The organism is Candidatus Acetothermia bacterium, assembly GCA_024653305.1.
Lineage (GTDB): Bacteria > Bipolaricaulota > Bipolaricaulia > Bipolaricaulales > Bipolaricaulaceae > JACIWI01.
Genome location: JANLFW010000008.1, coordinates 20492 through 42274 on the forward strand (window position 1 = coordinate 20492; position 21783 = coordinate 42274).

Here is a 21783-nt window from a genome sequence, read left to right on the forward strand (position 1 = left end):
TCCGATCGTCGGAATCCAGCCAGCATCCTACCCGGTGTCCAGAGCCCCGTCAACCTGCGGGCTCGGGGGAGGGGCCGTGGTGGGAAGCGGGCGCCCCGGAGGGCCTCGGGGTGTCCGCCTCCAATTGGGCCCGGAGTTCGTCCAGCGTGGCCACCCCGAAGTAGCGGAGGAGGGTAGGGGTTACGGACAGGACTTTCGTGGGCCCTTGGTCCTGGGCCTGGACGAACCCGCGGGCGACGAGGTCCCGGATATGACCGTAGGCGCGCTGCCCCCGGAGCTTCACCACCTCGCACTGGAGGATGGGGGTCTTCCAGGCGATGACGGCCAGGGTACGCAGCACCGGCTCGGGGATGTCCTGGTGCGGGGCAAGTGGCCGGACCCGCTCCGCCAATTCCCCTTTAACCCGCAGCGTGTACCCGCCACCTTCTTGGGCGAGCTCGAGCCCCCGATCCGGGGAGATGAGGTCGGCGGCCAGCGCCGCGAGCGCCGTCCCCACCACCTCCTCCGCGAGCCCCAGGGCCTGGGAGAGCCGGCGCAGGGAAAGGGGGCGGTCGGCCACGAACAGGGCCGCCTCAACCAGGGCCTTGGCGTCCATCCGGGACCTCGATCAGGATCTCCCCCAGGAACTCCTCCTGGAACACCCGGATCTTGCCCTGGGCATCGAGGTGGAGGAGCTCAAGGAACCGGGCCACCCGCTCCTTGGGATCCCCGTCCGGGGCCACGGCCTGGAACGGGATCACCCGCTGGCCGTTGACCAGGGTCAGGAGGTACCTGAGGAGCCGCACCACCCGGCGCGTGAACGGTTCCCGCTCCACGTCCATCCCCATGTCCTCCGCGGTCAGGTTCGCCGCGGGGCGGGAGGAGCGCCCCTGCTTGGCCAACGCCGCCTTGAGGGACCGGCGCAGGTCGGCGAGCGTAGGCCGCGACCGCGGCTGCCGGCGGATCGGGAGGCACAGCTCCGGGGCGATGTACACTGGGGCCGGCTCCTCTTCGTCCGCGATCGCTATCTCCGCGGTGATCTCGTCCAGCGCCTCGGCCATCGTCGGCGGCGCCCCGCCGTCCCGAACCCAATCCGACTTCATGCGCAGAAGCACGGAGCTGGCCAGCACCATCCGCCCGGGAACGGCCAGCTCCAGGTCCCGTTCGGCCACGTACGCGCGGAACCGGCCCACCAGCTCCACCAGGTCCAGGGTCCACGGGTTGAGGTCGCGGGTCACCTGGCGGAACACCTCCTCCCAATCCGCCTTCACGAACCGCTGCGGCTCAAAGGCCTCAAGCTCGGGCATCGTGGATCAGCTCCATTCCCACCACCTCGGACGCCCCGTCGCGCATGGTCACCCCGTACACCCGGTCTGCATAGTGCACCAGCTCCTCATTATGGGAGATCACGATCACTTGGGAATCCCGCGCGTACTCCCGAAGGAGGTGGGCCAAGCGCTCGGAGTTGGCCCGGTCCAGGGCGGCGTCCACCTCGTCGAGGAGGTAGAACGGGGCCGGCCGGCCGGCGGCCAGGGCCAACACGAACGCGATCGCCACCAGCGTCTTCTCCCCACCGGACAGGGCATCGAGCAGGCGCGGCTCCTTGCCCGGGGGCCGGGCCTCGATGAGGAGCCCGGACCCGATGTTCCCCGGCTCGGTCAGGGCGAGCCGGGCCTCCCCGCCCCCGAAGAGATACCGGAACAGGCGGTCGAGCTCCTGCGACACCGTCTCCATCGTCGCGAGGAACTTCTCCCGCTTTTTGGTCTCGATCTCGCCGATGAACCGTTCGATCTCGTGCTTTTCCGCCTCCAGGGTCCCGACCCGCTCTTTCAGGAGCTGGAACTCCGCGAGGAACGCGTCGTACTCCTCGATCGCCCGTAGGTTCACGGCCCCGAGCTCGGCGATGCGGCGCTCGGCCTGGCGCAGCCGGGCCTGGAGCACCTCCGGGGACCCGGGCTCGCCCCCGTCGGGGGGCGGGGCCACCTCCCCCAGCGCGGCAAGCTCCCCCTGGATCTCCGCGGCCTCCCGCTCGCACCGGGAGAGCACTGCCCGCCGCCGCTCCAGCTCCCGGTACGCCTCTTTCCGGCGCTCCCGCAGGGCCTGGAGCTCCCCTTCCTCGCTGGTCCGGGCCGCCCGGGCTTGGGCCACCGCGCGCGACCGCTCCGCGAGCTCGGCCTCGGCGGCAGTGAGCCCCGCCGACAGGCGCTCCACCTCCTGGCGTAGACGGGCCAGGTCCTCCTCTCGCTTGCGGAGCTGGGCCTGGCGAGGGGCGAGGTTCGGCCCGGACCGCTTGCCCGGGGCCCCGCCGACGATCGCCCCACCCCGTTCCAGGAGGTCCCCGTCCACGGTTACCACCCGGACCCCGTCCACGGTCCGCACCGCCTCCAGGGACTCGGCGACCAAGGTATCGCCGAGCACGTACAGGAGCGCCGGCCGGACCTCGGCCGGGCAATCCACGAACTCCATGGCAAGGCCCAGCACCCCGGGGAGGCGGGTTGCCGAGCGGGCCTTGGCCGAGACGGCAGGCGCGCTCAATCGATCCAGGGGCAAGAACCGGGCCCGTCCGATCCCGTTCTCCTTGAGGTACCGGACACACCGGAGGGCGAGGTCGCGGCTTTCCACCACGAGGTCGTGGACATGGCCGCCCAGGGCGGTGGCCAGGGCGAGCTCCATGCCCTCCCGTGGGCGGGCCAGCTCCCCAAGTGTGTTCAGCACCCCGTCCCATTTCAGGTCCAGGATCGCCGTCACCGCGGGGGGCGGGCGCTCGCCCTGGCTCAAGAGATGGGCCATGTCGGCGATGGTCTCCTTGAGGGAGGCGATCTCCCGCTCGGTGAGCTTGGCTTCCGCCTCCTTGGCCGCGAGCTCCCCGCGCAGCCGCTCCACTCGGCGTACCAGGTCGGTGGTCTCGTCGTCCACGGCGGGCTTGGCCTGGGACATCGTCCGTTCCCGGGCCTCGATCTCCTGGTCCAGGCGATCCACCTCCGCGGCGAGGGAGGCGATCTCGTCCCGGGCGCGGTCCGCGTGGACGAGGGCCTTGTCCAGCGCCGCCTTGCGCGCCTCCCACCGCCGCCACTGCAAGGTCGCGGCGAGCTTGTCCCGCTCGGCGATGAGGGCCTGGTATTCCAGGGCCGCCTCGCGCTGGCGATGGAGTTCGCTCAAGCGCTGACGACGCTCGGCGAGGAGGATGCGGCTCGTGTTCAGCCGCTCCTTGACTTGCCCGAGCTCCTCGATCGCCTTGACCTTGCGCTCCTCGTAGGCGGCGATGCCGGCTACTTCGTCCAGGATCTCCCGGCGGCGGCGCGGGGACCGCTCCAGCACGTCGATGACCATCCCCTGTTCCACGATGTGGTAGCCGCTTGGGTCGATGTGGGCCAGGGAGAGGAGCTGTTCCACCTCGCGGGCCGAGCAGACGCGGCCCTGGAGGCGGTAGGTGGAGGCGGTGCGGTTGATGCGGCGGGACAGGATGACCTCCTCCGCCGGGGCGGGGAGGAGCTCGTCGAACATGCCGGACCGGTTGTCGAAGACCAGTGTGACCTCGGCCTCGGCCACCGGCTCCCCGCGTGGGGGGACGTGGAGGAGATGCTCGACCCGTTCCGCGCGCAGGGCCTGGGAACGCCGCCCCATGACGAACGTGAGCGCGTCGAGGATGTTGGACTTGCCGGACCCGTTCTCGCCGACGATGGCGGTGAACCCGGGGTAGAAGTCGATCGTCACGCGGCGGCGGAACGACTTGAACCCGTGGATGGTCAGGCGTCGGATCGCCGTGGTCATGGGGTCGGGTCGAACAGGCTGAGGAGCACCAGGCGCGGGCGTTCGGCGGGGTGGGGCGGGCCCTGGCCCTCCAGGAGTTGGTCGATCTTGTAGCGGTTGTAGTCGTTGGGCAGGCTCATCCCTTCCTCCCAGCGTAGGATGGTGGGCACGGACACGCCCAGCTCCGCTGCCAGTGCCCGCTTGCTCAGGCCGCGATGTAGGCGGTACCGCTTGAGCTTCTCTCCAACCGGGTCCATCCCGCGCCTCCCGGGCGTGTTACGAATATAACGTTCATTACGTGGATCGGCAAAAGAGAGGGCGCGGAGTGCACCGCGCCCCGTCTCGTGCCTCAGCCACCGCCGCCCATGCCCACCAAGTACAGGACCAGGGCCGCGATCCCCGCGAGGAGGGCGATGGTGGCCAGGCCCTGGGCCATGCCCAGCGCCTCCTGCACCGCCTTCACGTCCAGCCCGTCCACCGTGGTCTCCACCGTGCTCAATCGGGCCTCGTGTTCATCCACCTTGGCCGTGAGCGCGCCGAGGGCGGTCTTGGTCGCCGCGAGGTCGGCGGTGAACCCGCCGAGGGCCTTCTCGAGGCCCGCGACCTTCTCCCGGTTGTTCTCAATCTTGATCTGCAGGGCCTGGGCTGCCTGTTCCAGGGCCAGCACCCGCCGCTGCAGCGACCCGATGTCCTGGGCCTCGAGGGCGGCGATGCGGGTCTCGTGATCGCTGGCCTGGCGGGCGATGTCCGACATCTTGTTGCCCAGCTCGGCGATCGCCGCCATCAACTGGTTCTTGGTCTTCTCCAAGTTGTCGGCGAGGAGGGCGATGCTCGCGGCCAGCTCCTGGTCGGTCTGCTTGCCGGCCTCCACATCAGCCCGGAGCTCGCCGATCCTGGCCCACGCCTCCTCCAGCCGTGCGGACAGCCCCTCCACCCCCTTGGCGAGGGCGGGGACCCGAGCGCACACGTCCTGGAGCTGGAGGATCCTGGCCTCGGCGTCCTTGAGCTGCACCGCGAGCGTCCGGTATTTGGCGAGGATGTCCTGATCGGCGGCGTTCAGCGTGGACACCGCCCCCTTGAGCTCGGAGATCAGCGTGGCGAAGAACTCCGTGACCTGGCTGAACGCGCGTTCCATGGCGGCGATCTCTTCTGTACTCGGCGGGAGCTGGACCCCTCCTTGGGCCAGCACCACCCCGCCGAGGAGGATCGCCCCCAGCATCATCCCGCTCACCCATCGCTTCATCATCGTTGACCGTACCTCCTTTCCGGCGTCCGGACGCCCACGGTAGCCTGGATCACCGTGCCCTACACGGCCCGCTGGGCGTCCGGGGAGGGGGATTTGTCGTCCCCGGGGAGGACACGTGTCTGGCTCCGCGGCGGGTTCCCGGTGGCACGTCCGTATAATCCCGAGGACCATGGCCATCCGGGTCCGTTTCGCCCCAAGTCCGACCGGGGAGCTCCACGTGGGCGGTGCCCGTACTGCCCTCTACACCTGGCTGTGGGCCCGTCAGGAGAGGGGAGTTTTCATCCTGCGCATCGAGGACACCGACCTTGCCCGGTCCGAGAGGCGGTTTGCGGAGGGGATCCTGGATGCGCTGCGCTGGCTGGCGCTTGATTGGGACGAGCTTTACTTTCAATCGGACCGGCTGCCCCTGTACCGCCGGTACGTGGAGGCGCTCCTGGAGAAGGGCCTCGCCTACCCGTGCTTCTGCCCCCCGGACGAGCTCGCCGCCCGCCGTCGAGAGCGGCTCGCGCGCGGCCAGATCCCCGAGTATGACGGGCACTGCCGTCGGCTCACCGAGGCCGAGCGGGCGCGGTACCTGGCCGCCGGACGCCGCCCGGCGATCCGGTTCCGCGTCCCCGAGGAGGCCAAGGCCACGGCGTTCTCCGACTTCCTGCGCGGCGAGGTCCGGTTCCGCCGCCTGACCACCGGGGACTTCGTGATCCAGAAGTCGGATGGCACCCCCACCTACAACCTGGCGTGCGTGGTGGACGACCACGAGATGGGCATCACCCACGTCCTGCGGGCCGAAGATCATCTCTCCAACACCCCGAAGCAGATCTGGCTGTACGAGGCGTTCGGCTGGGAGCCGCCCCGGTTCGGGCACCTGTCGATGATCCTCGGCCCGGACCGGAAGAAGCTCTCGAAGAGGCACGGGGCGACGTCGGTGGAGGCGTTGCGGGCCCAAGGGTTCCTCCCTGAGGCGGTGGTGAACCACCTCGCCCTCCTCGGGTGGTCCCCGGGGACGGGGCAGGAGATGTTCACACGGGACGAGCTCGTGGGCGCGTTCTCGCTCCGCCAGGTCCAACTTCCTCCCCAGGTGTACGACCTCCAAAAGCTCCGCTGGCTCAACCGCCAGCACCTCCTGCGCCTCCCCCCGGAGGAGCTCCTCGCCCGGGCCCGGCCGTTTCTCGGGGCGATCGCCGACGGGGTTCCCGTGGCACGGCTCGCGGCCGCACTGGACGCGGTCCGCCCTTCGGTCTCCACCTTGGCCGAGCTCGCCGCGCACCCCGATCTTGCCGTGCTGCTCCGGCCGCCGGATCTCCCCCCCGAGGTCCGGGCCGGGCTCGCCGCCGCGGCGGCCCCGCGGATCCTGGAGGGTATCCTCGCCCGCCTGCCCCGGTCCCTGGGGCGGGACGACCTGCGGCCCTTGGTGCAGGCGGTGGCCGACGAGGTCGGGGTACCCCGCACGCACGTGTTCCACGCCCTGCGCCTCGCCCTCACCGGGCGCTCGGAGGGGATGGAGCTCGCCCTGGTCTGCGCCGTCCTCGGGGCGGACGAGGTACGGGCCCGGCTCGAGCTGGCCCTTGAGGGCGAAGGGCGACACGGGTAGAGTAACACCGATTTTGGTTCCAACTGTCGTTTGACCACATGGAAAGGAGGCTTCATGGGGTTGATGTTGGGGGCCGCGGCCCTGGTCTCGGTGGCAGCGCTCTCCTGGTCGGCCTACGCCACGTATTGGGTAGCTCGCCGCGATCGGGGGACAGAGCGGATGAGGGAGATCCAGGGGTACATCCGCGAGGGGGCGTGGGCGTTCATGCTCGCGGAGGCCAAGGTGATGGCGATCACCCTGGCCGTGGTGGGCGCGGTGCTGTGGGCGCTCTTCTATTGGGAGGTGGCGGTGGCGTTCTGGGTTGGATCGGGTCTCGCCATGGCCGCCGGGTTCATCGGGATGAACGCGGCCACGCTCGCCAACGCCCGCACCACCCACGCCGCCCAGAGCTCGTTCAAAGAGAGCCTGAACGTAGCGTTCTCCGGGGGGTCGGTGATGGGGATGGCGGTGGCCGGCCTGGCTGTAGGCGGGCTGGTGCTGGTGATCTGGCTCTTCCGGCGGGAGTTCGACCCTGAGGTCCTCTACATCCACACCAAGACCATCTTCGGGATCCCCGGGGCGGACGTGAACTTCATCAAGGCGGCCCTCATCGTGTCCGCCTACTCCGCCGGGGCGTCGCTGGTGGCCCTGTTCGACCGCGTCGGGGGAGGCATCTACACCAAGGCCGCAGACATGGCCGCCGACCTCGTGGGGAAGGTCGAGCTCAAGATCCCTGAGGACGACCCGCGCAACCCGGCCACGATCGCTGACAACGTCGGGGACAACGTGGGCGACGTGGGGGGACTGGGGGCGGACCTCTTGGAGTCGTTCGTGGGGGCGGTCATCTCCGCGATCGTCATTTCTTTGTACATCTACGTCGGGCGGGGGAACCCGGACATCCAGGTTCTTCTCGCCAAGTTCGGCCTGGGGGAGAACCTCGCCACCCCTTTCTGGTGGTTCGCCCTGCTCCCGATCCTGTACGTGACCGGGGGCATCGTGGCCTGCCTCATCGCCATCGCCTACATCCGGTTCTCCCGTCGGGAGCAAGGGATGCAGGGGATTCTGATGAACGGGACCCGGCTCGGGGCCCTCCTCACCGCCGGGTTCGCCGCCCTTTCCACCTGGCTTTCTCCCCTGAACTTCGTCCCGTTTTACGCGGCCATCCTGGGCATCGTGAGTGGGGTCGCGATCGGGTTCGTGTCCGAGTACTACACATCCAGCCGGTACAAGCCGACCCGGCAGCTGGCCAAGGCCTACCAGTCGGGGGCTGCGGTGGGGGTCACCGAGGGGATGGCGGTGGGGATGATGTCCGCCCTGTGGCCGTGTCTGATCATCGCCGTGGCCATGGTGGTCGCGTACCAGCTCGGGGGGCTCCTGGCGGTGGCCTACGCCGCGTTGGGGATGCTGTCGTTCGTGGGGATGACGGTGTCGGTGGACTCGTACGGTCCGATCGGGGACAACGCCGCCGGGATCGCGACGATGGCCAAGCTCGATCCGTCGGTGCGGGAGCGCACGGACCAGTTGGACGCCATCGGCAACACCACCGCTGCCATCGGCAAGGGGTTCGCCATCGGGTCGGCGGCGTTCGCTGCGCTCGGGCTGATCGCGGCGTATCTATGGTCGGCGGCGGGACGAGCGGACGAAGTCCGCGTGCCGGACATCCCGATCATCAACCCCACCATCGGGGGGATGGTGGTGGCCGGGCTGATCGTGGGGGCGATGGTCACCTACGTGTTCTCCGCCCTCCTCATCCGGGCCGTGTCCCGCACCGCGGACGTGATGGTCCAGGAGATCCGGAGGCAATTCCGGGAGAACCCGAAGATCATGTCCGGGGAGGAGTCGCCTGATTACCGGCGGTGCATCACGATCACCGCCCACGGTGGGGTGCGGCGGATGGTGCTCCCCTCCCTCCTCGCCCTGGGGATGCCGCTCTTTGTCGGGCTTCTGTTCGGGCGGTACACGCTGGCTGGGTTCCTCGTGGGGGCATTGCTCTCGGCGATCATGCTCGCCATCTACTGCGCGAACGCGGGAGGGGCGATGGACAACGCCAAGAAGTACGTGGAGGAAGGGCACTTCGGTGGCAAGGGTTCCGAGGCCCACGCCGCCGGGGTGATCGCGGACACGGTGGGGGACCCCCTCAAGGACACGGTGGGGCCATCGCTGGACATCCTGATCAAGCTGATGAGCGTGATCTCGCTCCTGTTCGCGTCGCTGTTCCCGGTCATCCCGTTCTTCATGCGGTGACCGGGGTCGGGGAAAGGATGCCCCAGGCGGAGGAGCTGATCGGGGAGCGCCTGTCCCTGCGGCCGGTGGGGCCTGAGGACCTCGGGCGCGTCCAGCGGTGGGTGGTCGACCGCGAGGTGGGCCGGTACCTCCTGCCGGCATGGTCGCTCCTCCCCACGGCCCGCGGTGGGCGGGTGGAGCGCCTGTACACAGCTCCTGACGGGGTTCACTTCGCGATCGTGCTCAGGAGAGGTAGCCGGCCCATCGGGATCTGCGGGCTGTTTGGGATCGATTGGATAAGGGAAACGGCGGAGGTGGGCATCGTCATCGGGGAGAAGGCCCTCTGGGGCCAGGGCTACGGCCCGGAGGCGCTCTCGCTCCTTCTCGATCATGCGTTCGGGACCCTGGGGTTGCGCCGGGTTTCCTTGCACGTGCAGGCGTCCAACACCCGGGCGATCCGCGCCTACGAGAAGGTGGGGTTTGCCCATGAGGGGAGGTTGCGGATCGCCCAGCTGTTCTTTGGGAAGGGCGCGGAGATCCTGGTGATGGGGCTAAGGGCTGAGGCATGGCCGGGGGCACGCACGAGGGAGGTCGGGACATGATCCGTACGGAGGGACTGACCCGAAGGTTCGGCGCCCGAACGGCGGTGGAGGACCTGGCCCTGGAGGTGCGGGAGGGGGAAATCCTCGGGCTCCTTGGCCCCAACGGGGCCGGGAAGACCACGACCGTGAGGATGCTCGCCTGCCTCCTCGCCCCCACCTCGGGCCGGGCATGGGTGGGCGGGTACGAGGTGGGACGGGACGATCAGGCCATCCGTAAGATCGTGGGGGTCCTCACCGAGACCCCCGGGTTCTACAAGCGCCTGTCCGTCCGGCGGAACCTCCTGTTCTTCGCTGAGCTCTACGGGGTGCGGGACGCGGGGACCCAGGCGCGGCGGTACCTGGAGCGCTTGGGCCTCTGGGACCGCCGCGACGAGGCGGTGGCCACGCTGTCCAAGGGTCTCCGGCAGAGGCTGGCTTTGGCGCGGGCCCTCGTCCACGAGCCGAAGGTCCTGTTCCTCGACGAACCCACCTCCGGCCTGGATCCGGAGAGCGCCCGCGCGGTGCGGGAGTTCATCGGGGAGCTGGCGAGCGAGCGACGCACGGTGCTTTTGTGCACCCACAACCTCCCGGAGGCGGAGGAGCTGTGCCAGCGCATCGCTGTGCTGCGCACGCGCCTCATCGCCCTGGACAGGCCGGAAGCCTTGAAGCGGAGGATGTTCGGGACCCGGGTGGTGGTGGAGCTGGCGAACCCACGGCCGGAACTCGTGAGCGCCTTGGACTTTCCGTTTGTCAAGGGGGCGAGCTTGGATGGAGCTTCCTTGACGGTGGAGGTGGACGATCCGGACCGGGATAACCCGGCGCTCGTGCGGCGGCTGGTGGAGCTGGGGGCGGAGATCCGGTACGTGACCCGGCTGGAGCGGACGCTCGAGGACGTGTACCTTGAGCTCATGGGAGGGGAGTGATGGCCCGGCTTAAGGTGCTCGTGCGGAAGGAGTGGGAAGAGCTCTTCAAGATCAAGATGGTCCTATACGGGGCGCTCTTTCTTCCCCTCATCATGGGGGGATTCGCCGGGTTCATGGTCTGGCAGGGGCGGGGCCTTCCCCCGGGAGCCCAGGCTGCGCTCTTCAACACGGCGCTCATGTACTTCCTCGTCCTCCCGGTGATGATCCCGGTCACCCTCGCCGTGTACTCGATCGTCGGGGAGAAGGAGCAGGGGACGCTCGAGCCCCTTCTCGCCACCCCGCTTACGGACTGGGAGATCTTCGTGGGGAAGGCGCTGGTGGCAGTGGTGCCCGCCCTCGCTCTCACGTGGGGGGTGTTCGGGCTGTTCGTCATCGCGGCCCGGATCATCCTCGGGGAGATCCCGGCCGGCGTGCTGTCCGTGCCGTGGCTCCTCTCCATTTTCGTCCTGTCACCGCTGCTAGCCCTGTTCGGGGTCCTCGTGTCCATGCTCATCTCCTCTCGGACGAGCGACCCCCGGGCGGCGTACCAGTTCTCCGGCCTGGCCGTGGTCCCCTCGCTCATCCCCCTCATCGTCTACTCCGCCCGCATGACCGTGGTGAACCTGGTTCTGGTGATCCTGGAGGGGGGGCTCCTCGTCCTCCTCGACCTCGGCCTCCTCTACCTCGCGACGAAGCTGTTCCGCCGTGAGGAGATCCTCACTCGATGGAAGTGAACGGTTTTTCTCCAGGGGCTCCGGGGATTGCGATTTCATCCGGCACCGTTCGATCTGAATCGCCGCCCCCGGGCCTTATTTCACCGAGGGAACGTCCGCCGCATCACGTTGCCGAAGTCGTCGGCAGGAGGACGATGGGGTACCGCGCCGTTTGCGGTCGCATTTCGCCTATACCCGTCACGCATCACGGGCTTTGCTGGCCGAGCAGGCGCTCGTACAGGGTCAGGTGTACCTGGGCCGACCGTGTCCAGGAGTGGTCCTCGCGCATCCCGCGCTGCACAAGCCGCCGCCATGCCGCCGGATCCCGGCGAAAGAGGTGCACCGCCCGTCCCAGAGCCTCGAGCATCGCGTCCGCGGTGTAGTCCGTGAACGTGAACCCGTTCCCTGTATCGCGCACCGGGTCGCACTCGTGGACCGTGTCCTTGAGCCCGCCGGTGGCCCGCACCACCGGTACCGCCCCGTACCGCAGCGAGTACATCTGGTTGAGGCCGCACGGCTCGAACCGGGACGGCATGAGGAAGATGTCGGCCGCGGCCTCGATCCGATGGGCCCATTCCTCGGAGAACGCGATCAGGGCCTTGGCCCGGCCTGGGTACCGCTCCACCGCCTCTTGGAAGAACGCCTCGTACCGGGGGTCGCCGGTGCCGAGGACCACGAACTGGATGCCGAGCGCCATCATCCGGTCAAACGCCTGGGCTACCAGGTCGAACCCCTTCTGCTCGGCGAGGCGGGAGATCATCCCCACGAGGGGGCTTCCGTCGTCCACGAGCCCAAGCTCCGCCCGCAGCCGCCGCTTGTTCTCGGTCTTGCCCGCGGGATCGTCCGCGGAGTACGCCGCCCACAGGTACGGATCGCGGGCCGGGTTCCACACCGTGTAGTCCACCCCGTTCAGCACCCCCACGAGGTCGTCTTTGCGTGCCCGCAGGACGGCTTCGAGGCCCTCCCCGTGGTCCAGGATCTCCACGGCGTAGCGCGGGGAGACCGTGGTCAGGAGGTCGGCGGCCTGGATGCCGCCCTTGAGGAGGTTGACGTGGTTCCCGATGGCGAGAAAACGGATGCTTTCCGCATCGAGGCCGATGGCGCTAGCCTGGTCGGCCGGGAACCACCCCTGGTAGGCGAGGTTGTGGATGGTGAACACGGTCTTGGCGCGAAGACCCGCCTTCCCGAGGCGGAGGTACACCGGGATGAGGGCGGTGTGCCAGTCGTTGGCGTGGATCACGTCCGGCCGCCACGCCAGCGCCTCGGCCAGGGCGAGCGCCCCCCGGGAGAGGAAGGTGAACCGGGCCAGGGAATCCGGGTACTCCCCGCCCTTCTCCCCGTAGATCCCCGGCCGGTCGAAGTACGGGTCGTGTCCCAAGAAGTAGACCGGGACCTTGCTCTTGGGCAGTGTCCCCCGGTATGCGGTGCACGGCTTCTCCTCCCCGGCCACGGGGACGGTGAACCGGGCAGCCCGGGATAGCTTCCCCCTCTCCGCCACCACCCGGTACTTGGGGGCGACCACCGCCGTCTCCACCCCCAGTTCGGCCAGGGCCCGGGGCAGGGCGGCGGCCACATCGGCCAGGCCCCCCACCTTGGCGAACGGCGCCACCTCCGCTGCAACGAACATGACCCGCATCTTGTTCACCTCCGTGCGCCCTCCACTATCCCGCGGCGGACAGGCCGCGTCAAACCGCCCCCGGCGCCGCCTGGGCCAAGGGAGGCAAGGCCAACGCAGGTCCCTTGGGTTGACCGGGATCGCCTCCCCGGTCTAGGGGCAGGAGGGGATCTAGACCCGAAACAGGACCTGCTCCGACCGGAACACGCGCACGGCGATGGCGAGGAGGCCAAGGGCCAAGGCGAGCGAGGACAGAAACGCCCACCCCACCTCAGCCGGGGCGAGTGTGCCCGCCAGCGCCCGCTGGATGGCGGCTAGAGGCCCGGCGATGGGGATCGCCAGCCGCGCCCCTTGGGGCTCGGCCGTCCCGACCATGGTGGATACGCCCACGAGCACGATCAGCATCACCAGGGGCAGAAGGTACGCGCTCGCCTCCTTCTGGTTTCGGGCGAAGCTCCCCACGATCAGCACCACCGCCGCCAGGGCCATCGCCAGCGGCAGAAGCAGCACGAGGATCCACCCCGCGGCGGCGAGGGACAATCCGCCCAGCCCGGCCCCGAACGACCGAATCCCCAGGAGCAGCCCTACCGCGGAAAGAAACGTCGTGGTCAGGGACACGGCGAGAATGGCCAAGAATTTCCCGGCCACGACCTCGGTGCGGGTGAGGCGGGACACGAGCAGGGTCGCCAGCGTCCCCCGCTCCTTCTCCCCGGCGGTGATCTCCGCCCCGAACCCCATCGCCCCGGAGATGATGGACAGGACCAGAAAATAGGGGAGCATCCGGGAGAGGAGCATCCGCCCCAGCGCCGTCTCTCCCTCCACGTCCACCACGGCAATGGAAAACGGGGGCTCGAGATCCTTGGGATCGATCCCGAGGTCGCTCAGCCGGGCCAGGACCACCCCCTGGAAGTACGCCTGGAGGAACGCCTTCACCTTGGCCACCGCGGCCTGGGCCTCGGGGCGCGTCCCGACCCCGTACAGGGTGAGGGCGTAGCCGAGCTCGCCCCGTTCGGGCACCGGCCGAACCTCCAGCACCACGTCCGCGTATCCCCCGGTGAGCTCCTCTTTGCCCACGGCGACGTCGGGGACGAACCACACCTCAAGCTCCCTGGCCTCCCGCAACGCCCGCGCCAGGGCATCCTCCCCCTCCGCCACCACCAGCACCCGGGGGACAAGCTCGGCGAGGCGGCTTTCCTCCTTGCGGATGAGCCCGCCCATGAAGCCAAAGAGGAGCGGATAGAACACGAGGGGGAAGAACACGGTGATGAAGACGGTCCGCCGATCGCGGACCGCCTGCCGCATCTCCTTGGCGAACAGCGACCACACGCCGCTCACCGGCCCGCCTCGGTCACCTCCACCGTGAACCGCCAGCGCGCGAGCTTCTCGCTCGTCTGCACGCCGTCCTCGTACACCACGACCTCGAGGTCGTAGCTCGCCACCGTCCACGGCGGGGACAGGGTGAGGACGTGCTCGCCCACGTCGTCCTGGGCCTCGTCCACCTCCGTGGCCCACAGGGTGAGGCTGAGCTCCGTCGCCGCCCCACGGTACAGGAGGAGGGGGAGGGACGCCGTCTGGATCTCCTTCACCTCGCCGTTCAGCGCGCAGCTGAGCTTCCAGTCGGACCCCACGCCCAAGTCCTCCACGAGATTGGCCTGGGTCAGGGTGATCCGGAACGTCAGCGCCGGGGGCGTCACAGGCGGCTGCGGCGCCGGAGGGACCGGGGTTTCCGTCACCGGGGCCTTCGGCGCCGGTTCCTCAAAAGGGGGCTTGCCCCCTTCGGCCATGGACGGTTGGGTGGAGGGAGCGGAGTCGTCCTTCCACAGGACCGCCGACTGGACCGCCTCCCGGTTTCCGTAGAGGTCGATCGCGTAGTAGTCGACCTTGTGCGGGCCCTCCGGGCCGGGAATGGTGAACGGCTCGATGTAGTTCCGCCACGCCCCCTCGTCGATGCGGAAGAAGATGTTGGCCGTGCCGGACGCGTCCTCGCTCCTAAGTTCGAGCGGGGTGCGGGACGTGACCCACAGCTTCCCGTCCGGGGCGAGGTAGTGTGGGTCGCCGGCGACGATCCGCGTCACCGGCGGCTGGATGTCGAGGTAGATGGTCAGGGACTTCACGGGCTCGCGGTTCCCCAGCTTGTCCACCGCGTAGTACTCCATGCGCACTATGGCCCGGCCCCCGGGGAGGGGGAACGGGTCCTTGTAGGCGATCCATTCTCCGCCGTCCAAGCGGTACAGGATCTTGTCCACCCCGACCCCGATGTCGGTGGCGGTGAGCCGGAGCAAGCTCCCCGGGGCCAGGGCCACGATCCCCCGCTCCCCGACCTGGGACAGGTTGACGGTGCGCATCGGGGCGGCCCCCTCCGGCAGCTTCACCGGCGGTTCGATGAGGGGATAGCGATCCGGGACCAACTCGTACGGGGTATCCCCGATCCCGTCCTTGTTCAGGTCCGGGCCGCGGTAGTCGGACCAGTGGTTGCCCCGGCCCTCGTGGTGCCAGCGGTTGTCCCGCCCCTCGTCCTGGGCCGGGAACCCGCAGCCGATGACGCTGTTGCCGTAGATCACGTTGCGCTCGGAGGCCGTGGAGACCACGACGCCGTAGTCACAGTAGCCGATGGCACTTCCGGTGACGACGGTGTCGCTGGTCGCAAGGAGGTGGATCCCTACTCGGCCGCCGTACACGCTGGTGCCCTCGATGCGGCCGTTGCGCACGGCCGAGAGCATGATCCCCGCCTTCTCCTGGGGATAGCGGATCTGGCAGTTGCGGATCACGAAGTGGGCGCGGGTGTGGTCGATGTAGATCCCGTAATCGTAGCCCTTGGTGTCGATGATCCAGCCCTCGATCACGTAAGGGTCCTCCGCCGTGCCCGAGCCGCCCGTCACCCCGTTCTCCCAGGTGAACTGGTCGTCGCCGTGGATGAAGATGGGGGCGTGCGGGCCCCATCCCTGACCCCAGGCCAGGGCGGCCATCCCCATCACGGCCAGCAACACGATGGCGTTGCGCATCTTCCCCCTCCTTAAGAGAGCTAACCCGGGGCCATGGTACCACGCCACTCCCCGTCCGTTAAGGGACAGCCTTCGCCCCACCGAAGGACAGCCCCGCCCGTTCCAAGGTGCGGAAGAACACCTCCTCGAAGTCCGCGCCTCCCACCGCCGCCCCCAGCTCGTCGGGGGTCCCCACCGCCACCAGCCGCCCCCGGTGGATGATCCCCACCCGCCCGCACAGCCGCTCGGCGAGGTGCATGTTGTGGGTGGAGAGGAGCACGGTCTTCCCCGCCTCGCGGAGCTCCAGGACGAGGTCCGCCACGGCCCGGGCCACGAACACGTCGAGCCCGGCGGTAGGCTCGTCCAGGACGAGGAGCGGCGGGTCGTGGATCAGGCACCGCGCAAACGAGAGCTTCTGCCGCTCCCCGGTGGACAGCGTCCCCACCCGCCGGTCCTTGAGCTCCCATAACCCCAGCGTCGTGAGCACCGCCTCCGCCCGTCCCGCCACCTCCGATTGAGGAAGGCCGAACACGCGGCCGAAGAAGAGAAGCGTCTCCCACGGGGTGAGCCGTTCGTACAGGCCGGTCTCCGTGGCCAGGAACCCGAGCACTTCCCGCACCCGTTGGGGATCCTTGCGCACGTCGTGTCCGTACACCTCGGCCCGGCCCGCGGTCGGCCGGAGGAGGGTGGCGAGCGTCCGTAAGGTCGTGGTCTTGCCGGCCCCGTTAGGGCCGAGGAGGCCAAAGATCTCCCCCTCCTCCACGGTGAACGAGAGGCCGTCCACCGCCCGCACCGGGCCGCGCCGGGCCCGGAACACCTTGGTCAGCCCCTCGGCGACGATCGCGGTCATTCCAGGGTGCGTTCCCCGAGGCGCTCGGCCAGCACTGGGGGCAGGGTGACCTTCCCGTCCGCGGTCTGGTTCTGCTCGAGGATGGCCGCGAACAGCCGGGACGTGGCGAGTCCGGACCCGTTCAGGGTGTGGACGAACCGCGGTCGGCCCCCCTGGGCCGGCCGATACCGGATGTTCCCTCGCCGGGCCTGGTAGTCCTCGCAGTTCGAGCAGGAAGAGACCTCGTAGTAGCGGCCTTGAGCAGGAAGCCACACCTCGAGGTCGATCGTCTTCGCCGACTGCTGGGCCAGGTCTTGGGCGGTGAGGAGGGCCACCCGATAGTGGAGGCCGAGACGCTTGAGGATCGCTTCCGCGTGGCCGACGAGTTCGTCCAGGTCGTCGTAGGACCGCTCCGGGGTCGTGTAGTGGAACAGCTCAATTTTGTTGAACTGGTGGACGCGGATCAGGCCCCGCTGCTCCTCCCCGTAGCTCCCCGCCTCACGGCGGAAGCACGGGGTGTAGGCAACATACCGCAAGGGGAGATCCTCTTCGGACAGGATCTCGTCCCGATGGAGGTTCACAAGCAGCGACTCCGCGGTCGGGTTGAGGTAGAGGCCGTCCTCGGGACAGCGGTAGAGCTCGTCCTCGAACTTGGGGAGCTGCCCGGACACGAGGAACGAGGTGCGGTTGGCGAGGATCGGGGGGAGGATGGGGCGGTACCCGTGGTCCCGCGCGTGGAGTTCGAGCATCCAGTGGATGAGGGTGAACTCCAGGAGTGCCCCTTCTCCCGTGTACATGGGGAACCGGGCCCCGGCCACCTTGGCCGCCCGCTCCATGTCCAGGAGCCCAAGGTCTTCGGCGAGAGCCAGGTGGTGCTTGGCGGGGCAGTCGAACGCCGGCGGCTCCCCGAACGAGCGGAGGACGACCTTCTCCTCCTTGGTCCCGGTGGGGACCGAATCGTGGGGGATGTTGGGCAGCGTGAGGAGCTCCGCCGAGAGCTTCTGCTCCACCTGGGCGAGGCGTTCCTCCGCGTCCTTCCGCTGCGCCGCCACCTCCCGCAGCTCGGCGAGGAGGGCGTCGCGCTCGGCCGCACGGCCCTCCCGAGCCAGGGCGGCCACCTCCTCCGAGCCCTCGTTCTGGCGGCGACGTAGGTCCTCAACCCGTTTCAGGAGCTCCCGCCGTTCCTCGTCCAGGGCAAGGAGCGGGGCGAGGTCGATCGTGGGGTCGCGGCGGCGGAGGCGGGTCAGAACCCGGTCCGGATCGCTTCGAATCGTGCGTATGTCGAGCATGGTTAGACGCCAGTATAATCCTGACGCTTCAGGGGGTCCATGGCGTTTCACCGTAACGAACGTGTCTGCGTGATCAGCTTGGATGGGGTGCCGGGCTCGCTCGTGGAGGAGGCGTTTGCCTCCGGGCGGCTCGCGCCCCTGGGTGCGCTTTGGGCCCAAGGGGCGGCAGTTCCGCTTCGGTCCACCATCCCCCCCATCTCGTCGGTGGCCTGGGCCACCTACGCCACCGGGGTCGGCCCAGGGACCCACGGGATCTACGGGTTCGTGGACCGCGACCCGTGGACGATGCGGGAACGGCTGCCCACGTCGTGGGACCTCGCTGCCCCCACCCTGTGGGACCGGCTCGGGCGGGTCGGCGGACGGGCGGCCGTGGTGAACCTGCCGCTCACCTACCCGGCGCGGCCGATCGCTGGGTGGCTGGTGGCCGGGTTCCCCGCCCCGGACCTGGCCCGGGCCGCGTATCCCGAGGCGTTGGCCCGGGACCTGGTGAAAGGGGGATACGTGGTGGATCCCGATCCGGCGCTGGTGGCCGAGCCCGAACGGTTTTTCGCGGAAGCCCGGCGATCCCTGGACTGCCAGCGGCGGGTCGCGCTGCGCCTGGTGCGGGAGGACTGGAATCTCTTCCACTTCCACATCATGGTCACCGACCGGGTGAACCACTTCTTCTTCCGTTCCCGAAAGCCCGATGGCCCCCAACACCGGGGGTTCTGGGCGGCCTACGAGCGGGTGGCGGAAGCCGTATCCGAGGTGGTGGACGCGCTGCCGGAGGGGACGGAGCTTCTCCTCCTGTCCGACCACGGGTTCGCCGACGCGCGGTGGGAGGTGGACCTCAACGCCCACCTCGTGGAGGCGGGCCTCCTCCAGCTTGGGGACGCGGGAGCGGGCCTTTCGCGGGTCAAGCCGGGCTCGGCCGCGTACAGCCTGACCCCGGGGCGCGTGTACCTCCTCCGTCGGGGGCGGGAGCGGGACGGCTGGATCGCCCCCGACGATGGGGACCGGTGGCTCGCCCGGGTGGAAACTGCCCTGCGCGAGCTCAAGGTGCCGGACGGGGCGCCCGCGGTGGCGGATGTGCTGGCCGGTGCGGACGTATACCGCGGGCCGCGGGCTAGCTTGGGCCCGGACCTGGTGGTGCTGCCCGTTCCCGGGGTCGAGCTGCGCGGCCGCTGGGACGGAGGGCCCGTGTTCCGCCCTTCCCCGCGCCAGGGCGGGCACACGTTGGACGGGGCGTTTCTCTGGATCCGTGGGCGGGAGGCGCAACCGGGGACGATCCTGGACGTTCCGCCTACGGTGTGGGCCCTGCTTGGGCTGCCCATCCCGGGCGAGTTCGAAGGACAACCGCTGGTGAGGCCATGAAACTGATCGCCTACTCCAAGGCCCTGTACTCCACATGGATGTACTACGCCCCGGACCGGATCCTGTTCGACTGCGGGGAAGGGGTGAGCATCTTCCTCGAGAACCGTGTGTTCGCGATCAAGCACGTGTTCCTCTCCCACGGCCACGCCGACCACATCTCCGGGCTGATGGGGCTCATCAACATCCGCAACAACGCCATGGGCGATCAGGAGAAGGAGCTCCGCGTTCACTACCCGGCCGGGAGCCACTTCGTGAGCGAGCTCATCCACTACTTCGCCCGCACCAACCGCCGCCTCCAATACCACCTCGAGTGGATTCCGCTTCAGCCCGGGGATCGGGTGAACCTTCTTCCGGGGCGGATGCCGCGGTACATCGAGGCGTTCGCCACCGTGCACAGCCGTGGCGAGCCCTCGCTTGGGTACAACGTGGCCGAGGTCCGTCGGCGGCTCAAGCCCGACTACCGGGGGTTCTCCCAGGACGAGATCCTCGGCCTCGTGCGGGCCGGAAGGAAGGACGAGATCTCCGAGGAGTACGTGCAGTACCTGTTCTCCTACGGCGGCGACTCCGTGCCGCTGAACCCGGCCTTGGTGCAGGGCACGGAAGTGCTCTGCCACGAGGCGACGTTCCTTGCCGAGGAGGACCGGAAGGAGTACAAACACGCCACCCTCTGGGAAGCGATCGAGGTCGCGCGGAAGGCGGAGGTGCAAAAGGAATTGATTGCCTTCCACATATCGAGCCGGTACCGGGGAGAGCTCGCGGCGGTGGAGCGGGAGGTCGCCCAGAAAAAGCTCCCGTTCAGCGTCCGGCTCATCCCCCCGGACGAGGTTGTCACCCTGGAATAACGCATCGGTGCATCAGGAGGTCACATTGGCGCGCAAGTACATCCGGATCGTCACCGAGGTCCCTGGGCCGAAGTCCAGGGCGGTGATGGCTCAGAAGGAACAGGTCGTGGCCAAACCGCTCGGGACCCTGGCCCCGTTCGTGGCGGCCAAGGCCGAGGGCGTGGTGGTTGAGGACCTGGACGGCAACCGATTCCTCGACTTCTCCGGCGGGTGGGGGGTGATGAACGTCGGGCACAACCACCCCAAGGTGGTGGCCGCCGTTCAGGCCCAAGCCAGCCGGTGTCTGCACACCGACTTCACCGCCATCCCCTACGCGCCCCTGGTGGAGCTGGCGGCGCGGCTTGGAAAGCTCGCCCCTGGTTCGACCCCCAAGAAGTGCGCGTTCTTCAACTCCGGGGCCGAGGCGGTCGAGAACGCGGTCAAGTTCTCCCGCGCGGCCACGGGGCGGAAGGCGGTGCTCGTGTTCGAGAACGCGTTCCACGGCCGGACCCTGCTCACGATGACCATGACCCACAAGGCGATCCCGTACAAGGCTGGATTCGGCCCGTATGCCTCGGACGTGTACCGCCTGCCCTACCCCTATCCCTACCGGACCCCGGTGTCCATGGCCGAGATCGAGCGCCGGATGCTCTCGCTCGTGGACCCACGGGAGGTGGCCTGTGTCGTGGTGGAGCCGGTGATCGGGGAGGGCGGGTTCATCGTCCCTCCCCCTGAGTTCCTCCCGTTTCTGCGCGACTTGGCCGATCGCTACGGGTTTCTGTTCGTGGCCGACGAGGTTCAGTGCGGGGTCGGCCGGACGGGCAAGTTCTTCGCGTGCGAGCACTTCGGGGTGGAGCCGGACCTGATCGCCGTGGCCAAGTCCATCGCCGGGGGACTCCCCCTGTCGGCGGTGGTTGGCAAGGCCCCGGTGATGGACGCCCCGATCCCGGGGGCGATCGGCAGCACCTATGGCGGCAACCCGGTGGCCTGCGCCGCGGCGCTCGCGGTGCTGGACGTGATCGAGGAGGAGAAGCTCCTCGACCGCGCCGTGCACATCGGCGAGGTGCTCACCAAGGGGCTCAGAGACCTCGCGCGCCACTTTCCGGTGATCGGCGAGGTCCGGGGCGTGGGGGCGATGATGGCGATGGAGCTCGTGCGCGATCGGAAGACCAAGGAACCCGCGCCCGAGATCACCAAGGCCGTGCAGCAGGAGGCGCTGCGCCGCGGGGTCGTGTTCCCCACCGCCGGGCTCTACGGGAACGTGATCCGGTTCCTGGTGCCGCTCACGACCCCGGACGACGCCCTGGCCGAAGGGTTAGCCGTGCTCGGAGAGGCGTTCGCTGCGGCCGTGAAGTGAGGGGGATGGCCAAAGCACGGCGGCCGAGGGTGTTCATTGTGGCCGCGGTGGCCCGGAACGGGGTCATCGGCTGTGGGGGGAGGGTTCCGTGGGACCTCCCCGAGGACCGGGCCCGGTTCCGGAAGCTCACGTGGGGCCACGTGGTGGTGATGGGTCGGAGGACGTACGCATCCATCGGCGGGCCGCTGCCCGGGCGGACGAACGTCGTCCTCAGCCGGGACCCCGCGTTCGTTGCCCCTGGTTGCCTCGTCGTTCGCTCCATCGACGAGGTCCTTGCCCGGTTCCCAGGTCAGGACGTGTACGTGATCGGCGGGGCCGAGGTGTACCGGGCGTTTCTGCCCTTGGCCGACCGGCTGTACCTGACCCGGATCGACGCCGACTGCGAGGGCGACGTGTGCTTTCCCCGGGTCGATCTCCGTGAGTGGAGGGAGGTGTGGCGGGATGAGGGGAGCGCCGATGCGGGGAGCCGTTACCCCCATGCGTTTCTGGTCTACGAACGGGTTCGGCCGCCGCGGACACGCGGCTCGTCCTGGCCCCCGACCACGGCATGACCGGGTACCTACGCGTGTTCTCCACG

General features: G+C 69.1%; 19 protein-coding genes. 9 read left to right on the forward strand and 10 right to left on the reverse strand.

Features of this window, described 5'->3' with window-relative positions; all coding sequences use genetic code 11:
- Nucleotides 1–49 precede the first annotated feature (49 nt).
- From scpB to NUV94_04350, 5 genes are all read right to left on the reverse strand, one after another.
- Nucleotides 50–595 carry an SMC-Scp complex subunit ScpB gene (scpB, locus tag NUV94_04330; GenBank protein MCR4392007.1) on the reverse strand — a complete coding sequence of 182 codons (546 nt, stop codon included), beginning with the start codon at nt 593–595 and terminating at the stop codon, nt 50–52.
- Complete coding sequence (locus NUV94_04335) at nt 573–1286, reverse strand: hypothetical protein (protein MCR4392008.1); 714 nt, start codon at nt 1284–1286, stop codon at nt 573–575. Before NUV94_04335 ends, scpB begins: the two co-directional genes overlap by 23 nt.
- Nucleotides 1273–3750, reverse strand: a complete 2478-nt coding sequence (locus tag NUV94_04340) for a chromosome segregation protein SMC (protein MCR4392009.1) — start codon at nt 3748–3750, stop codon at nt 1273–1275. The genes NUV94_04335 and NUV94_04340 overlap by 14 nt, the downstream gene beginning before the upstream one ends.
- The gene (locus tag NUV94_04345; protein MCR4392010.1) at nt 3747–3986 is read right to left on the reverse strand and encodes a helix-turn-helix domain-containing protein; all 240 of its coding nucleotides are present in this window, start codon (nt 3984–3986) and stop codon (nt 3747–3749) included. Before NUV94_04345 ends, NUV94_04340 begins: the two co-directional genes overlap by 4 nt.
- Before the next feature lie 92 nt (nt 3987–4078).
- Nucleotides 4079–4975, reverse strand: coding sequence for a hypothetical protein (locus tag NUV94_04350; protein ID MCR4392011.1), 897 nt, complete (start codon nt 4973–4975; stop codon nt 4079–4081).
- A gap of 169 nt (nt 4976–5144) precedes the next feature.
- On the opposite strand from NUV94_04350, the gene gltX reads away from it, so the two are divergent.
- Genes gltX through NUV94_04375 form a run of 5 tightly spaced genes read left to right on the forward strand, consistent with a single transcriptional unit; the run spans nt 5145 to nt 10982 of the window.
- Nucleotides 5145–6563, forward strand: a complete 1419-nt coding sequence (gene gltX / locus NUV94_04355; GenBank protein MCR4392012.1) for a glutamate--tRNA ligase — start codon at nt 5145–5147, stop codon at nt 6561–6563.
- Nucleotides 6564–6617: 54 nt separating this feature from the next.
- On the forward strand, nt 6618–8786 hold the full coding sequence (locus tag NUV94_04360) for a sodium-translocating pyrophosphatase (GenBank protein MCR4392013.1): 2169 nt from the start codon (nt 6618–6620) through the stop codon (nt 8784–8786).
- 17 nt (nt 8787–8803) lie between these two features.
- A complete protein-coding gene (locus NUV94_04365) occupies nt 8804–9367 on the forward strand; it encodes a GNAT family N-acetyltransferase (GenBank protein MCR4392014.1) in 564 nt (187 codons plus the stop codon).
- Complete coding sequence (locus NUV94_04370; protein MCR4392015.1) at nt 9364–10269, forward strand: ABC transporter ATP-binding protein; 906 nt, start codon at nt 9364–9366, stop codon at nt 10267–10269. Before NUV94_04365 ends, NUV94_04370 begins: the two co-directional genes overlap by 4 nt.
- The gene (locus NUV94_04375; protein ID MCR4392016.1) at nt 10269–10982 is read left to right on the forward strand and encodes an ABC transporter permease; all 714 of its coding nucleotides are present in this window, start codon (nt 10269–10271) and stop codon (nt 10980–10982) included. Before NUV94_04370 ends, NUV94_04375 begins: the two co-directional genes overlap by 1 nt.
- Nucleotides 10983–11166: 184 nt before the next feature.
- Here NUV94_04375 and glgA read toward each other — a convergent pair whose 3' ends face one another.
- The 5 genes from glgA to serS all read right to left on the reverse strand — a co-directional run bounded on the left by glgA (nt 11167) and on the right by serS (nt 17675).
- Nucleotides 11167–12588 carry a glycogen synthase GlgA gene (gene glgA, locus NUV94_04380; GenBank protein MCR4392017.1) on the reverse strand — a complete coding sequence of 474 codons (1422 nt, stop codon included), beginning with the start codon at nt 12586–12588 and terminating at the stop codon, nt 11167–11169.
- Nucleotides 12589–12747: 159 nt separating this feature from the next.
- Nucleotides 12748–13911: an ABC transporter permease subunit gene (locus NUV94_04385; protein MCR4392018.1), complete on the reverse strand. Its 1164-nt coding sequence runs from the start codon at nt 13909–13911 to the stop codon at nt 12748–12750.
- Nucleotides 13908–15578: a right-handed parallel beta-helix repeat-containing protein gene (locus NUV94_04390; protein ID MCR4392019.1), complete on the reverse strand. Its 1671-nt coding sequence runs from the start codon at nt 15576–15578 to the stop codon at nt 13908–13910. Before NUV94_04390 ends, NUV94_04385 begins: the two co-directional genes overlap by 4 nt.
- 58 nt (nt 15579–15636) lie before the next feature.
- Nucleotides 15637–16407 carry an ABC transporter ATP-binding protein gene (locus tag NUV94_04395; protein ID MCR4392020.1) on the reverse strand — a complete coding sequence of 257 codons (771 nt, stop codon included), beginning with the start codon at nt 16405–16407 and terminating at the stop codon, nt 15637–15639.
- Entirely contained in the window at nt 16404–17675 is a 1272-nt protein-coding gene (gene serS, locus NUV94_04400) for a serine--tRNA ligase (GenBank protein ID MCR4392021.1), read from the reverse strand. The genes NUV94_04395 and serS overlap by 4 nt, the downstream gene beginning before the upstream one ends.
- Before the next feature lie 69 nt (nt 17676–17744).
- On the opposite strand from serS, the gene NUV94_04405 reads away from it, so the two are divergent.
- Genes NUV94_04405 through NUV94_04420 form a run of 4 tightly spaced genes read left to right on the forward strand, consistent with a single transcriptional unit; the run spans nt 17745 to nt 21757 of the window.
- A complete protein-coding gene (locus tag NUV94_04405; protein ID MCR4392022.1) occupies nt 17745–19028 on the forward strand; it encodes an alkaline phosphatase family protein in 1284 nt (427 codons plus the stop codon).
- The gene (locus tag NUV94_04410; protein ID MCR4392023.1) at nt 19025–19870 is read left to right on the forward strand and encodes an MBL fold metallo-hydrolase; all 846 of its coding nucleotides are present in this window, start codon (nt 19025–19027) and stop codon (nt 19868–19870) included. The genes NUV94_04405 and NUV94_04410 overlap by 4 nt, the downstream gene beginning before the upstream one ends.
- A 7-nt stretch (nt 19871–19877) precedes the next feature.
- Nucleotides 19878–21206, forward strand: coding sequence for a 4-aminobutyrate--2-oxoglutarate transaminase (gabT, locus tag NUV94_04415; protein MCR4392024.1), 1329 nt, complete (start codon nt 19878–19880; stop codon nt 21204–21206).
- 5 nt (nt 21207–21211) lie between these two features.
- Entirely contained in the window at nt 21212–21757 is a 546-nt protein-coding gene (locus NUV94_04420) for a dihydrofolate reductase (protein MCR4392025.1), read from the forward strand.
- Nucleotides 21758–21783: the final 26 nt, after the last annotated feature.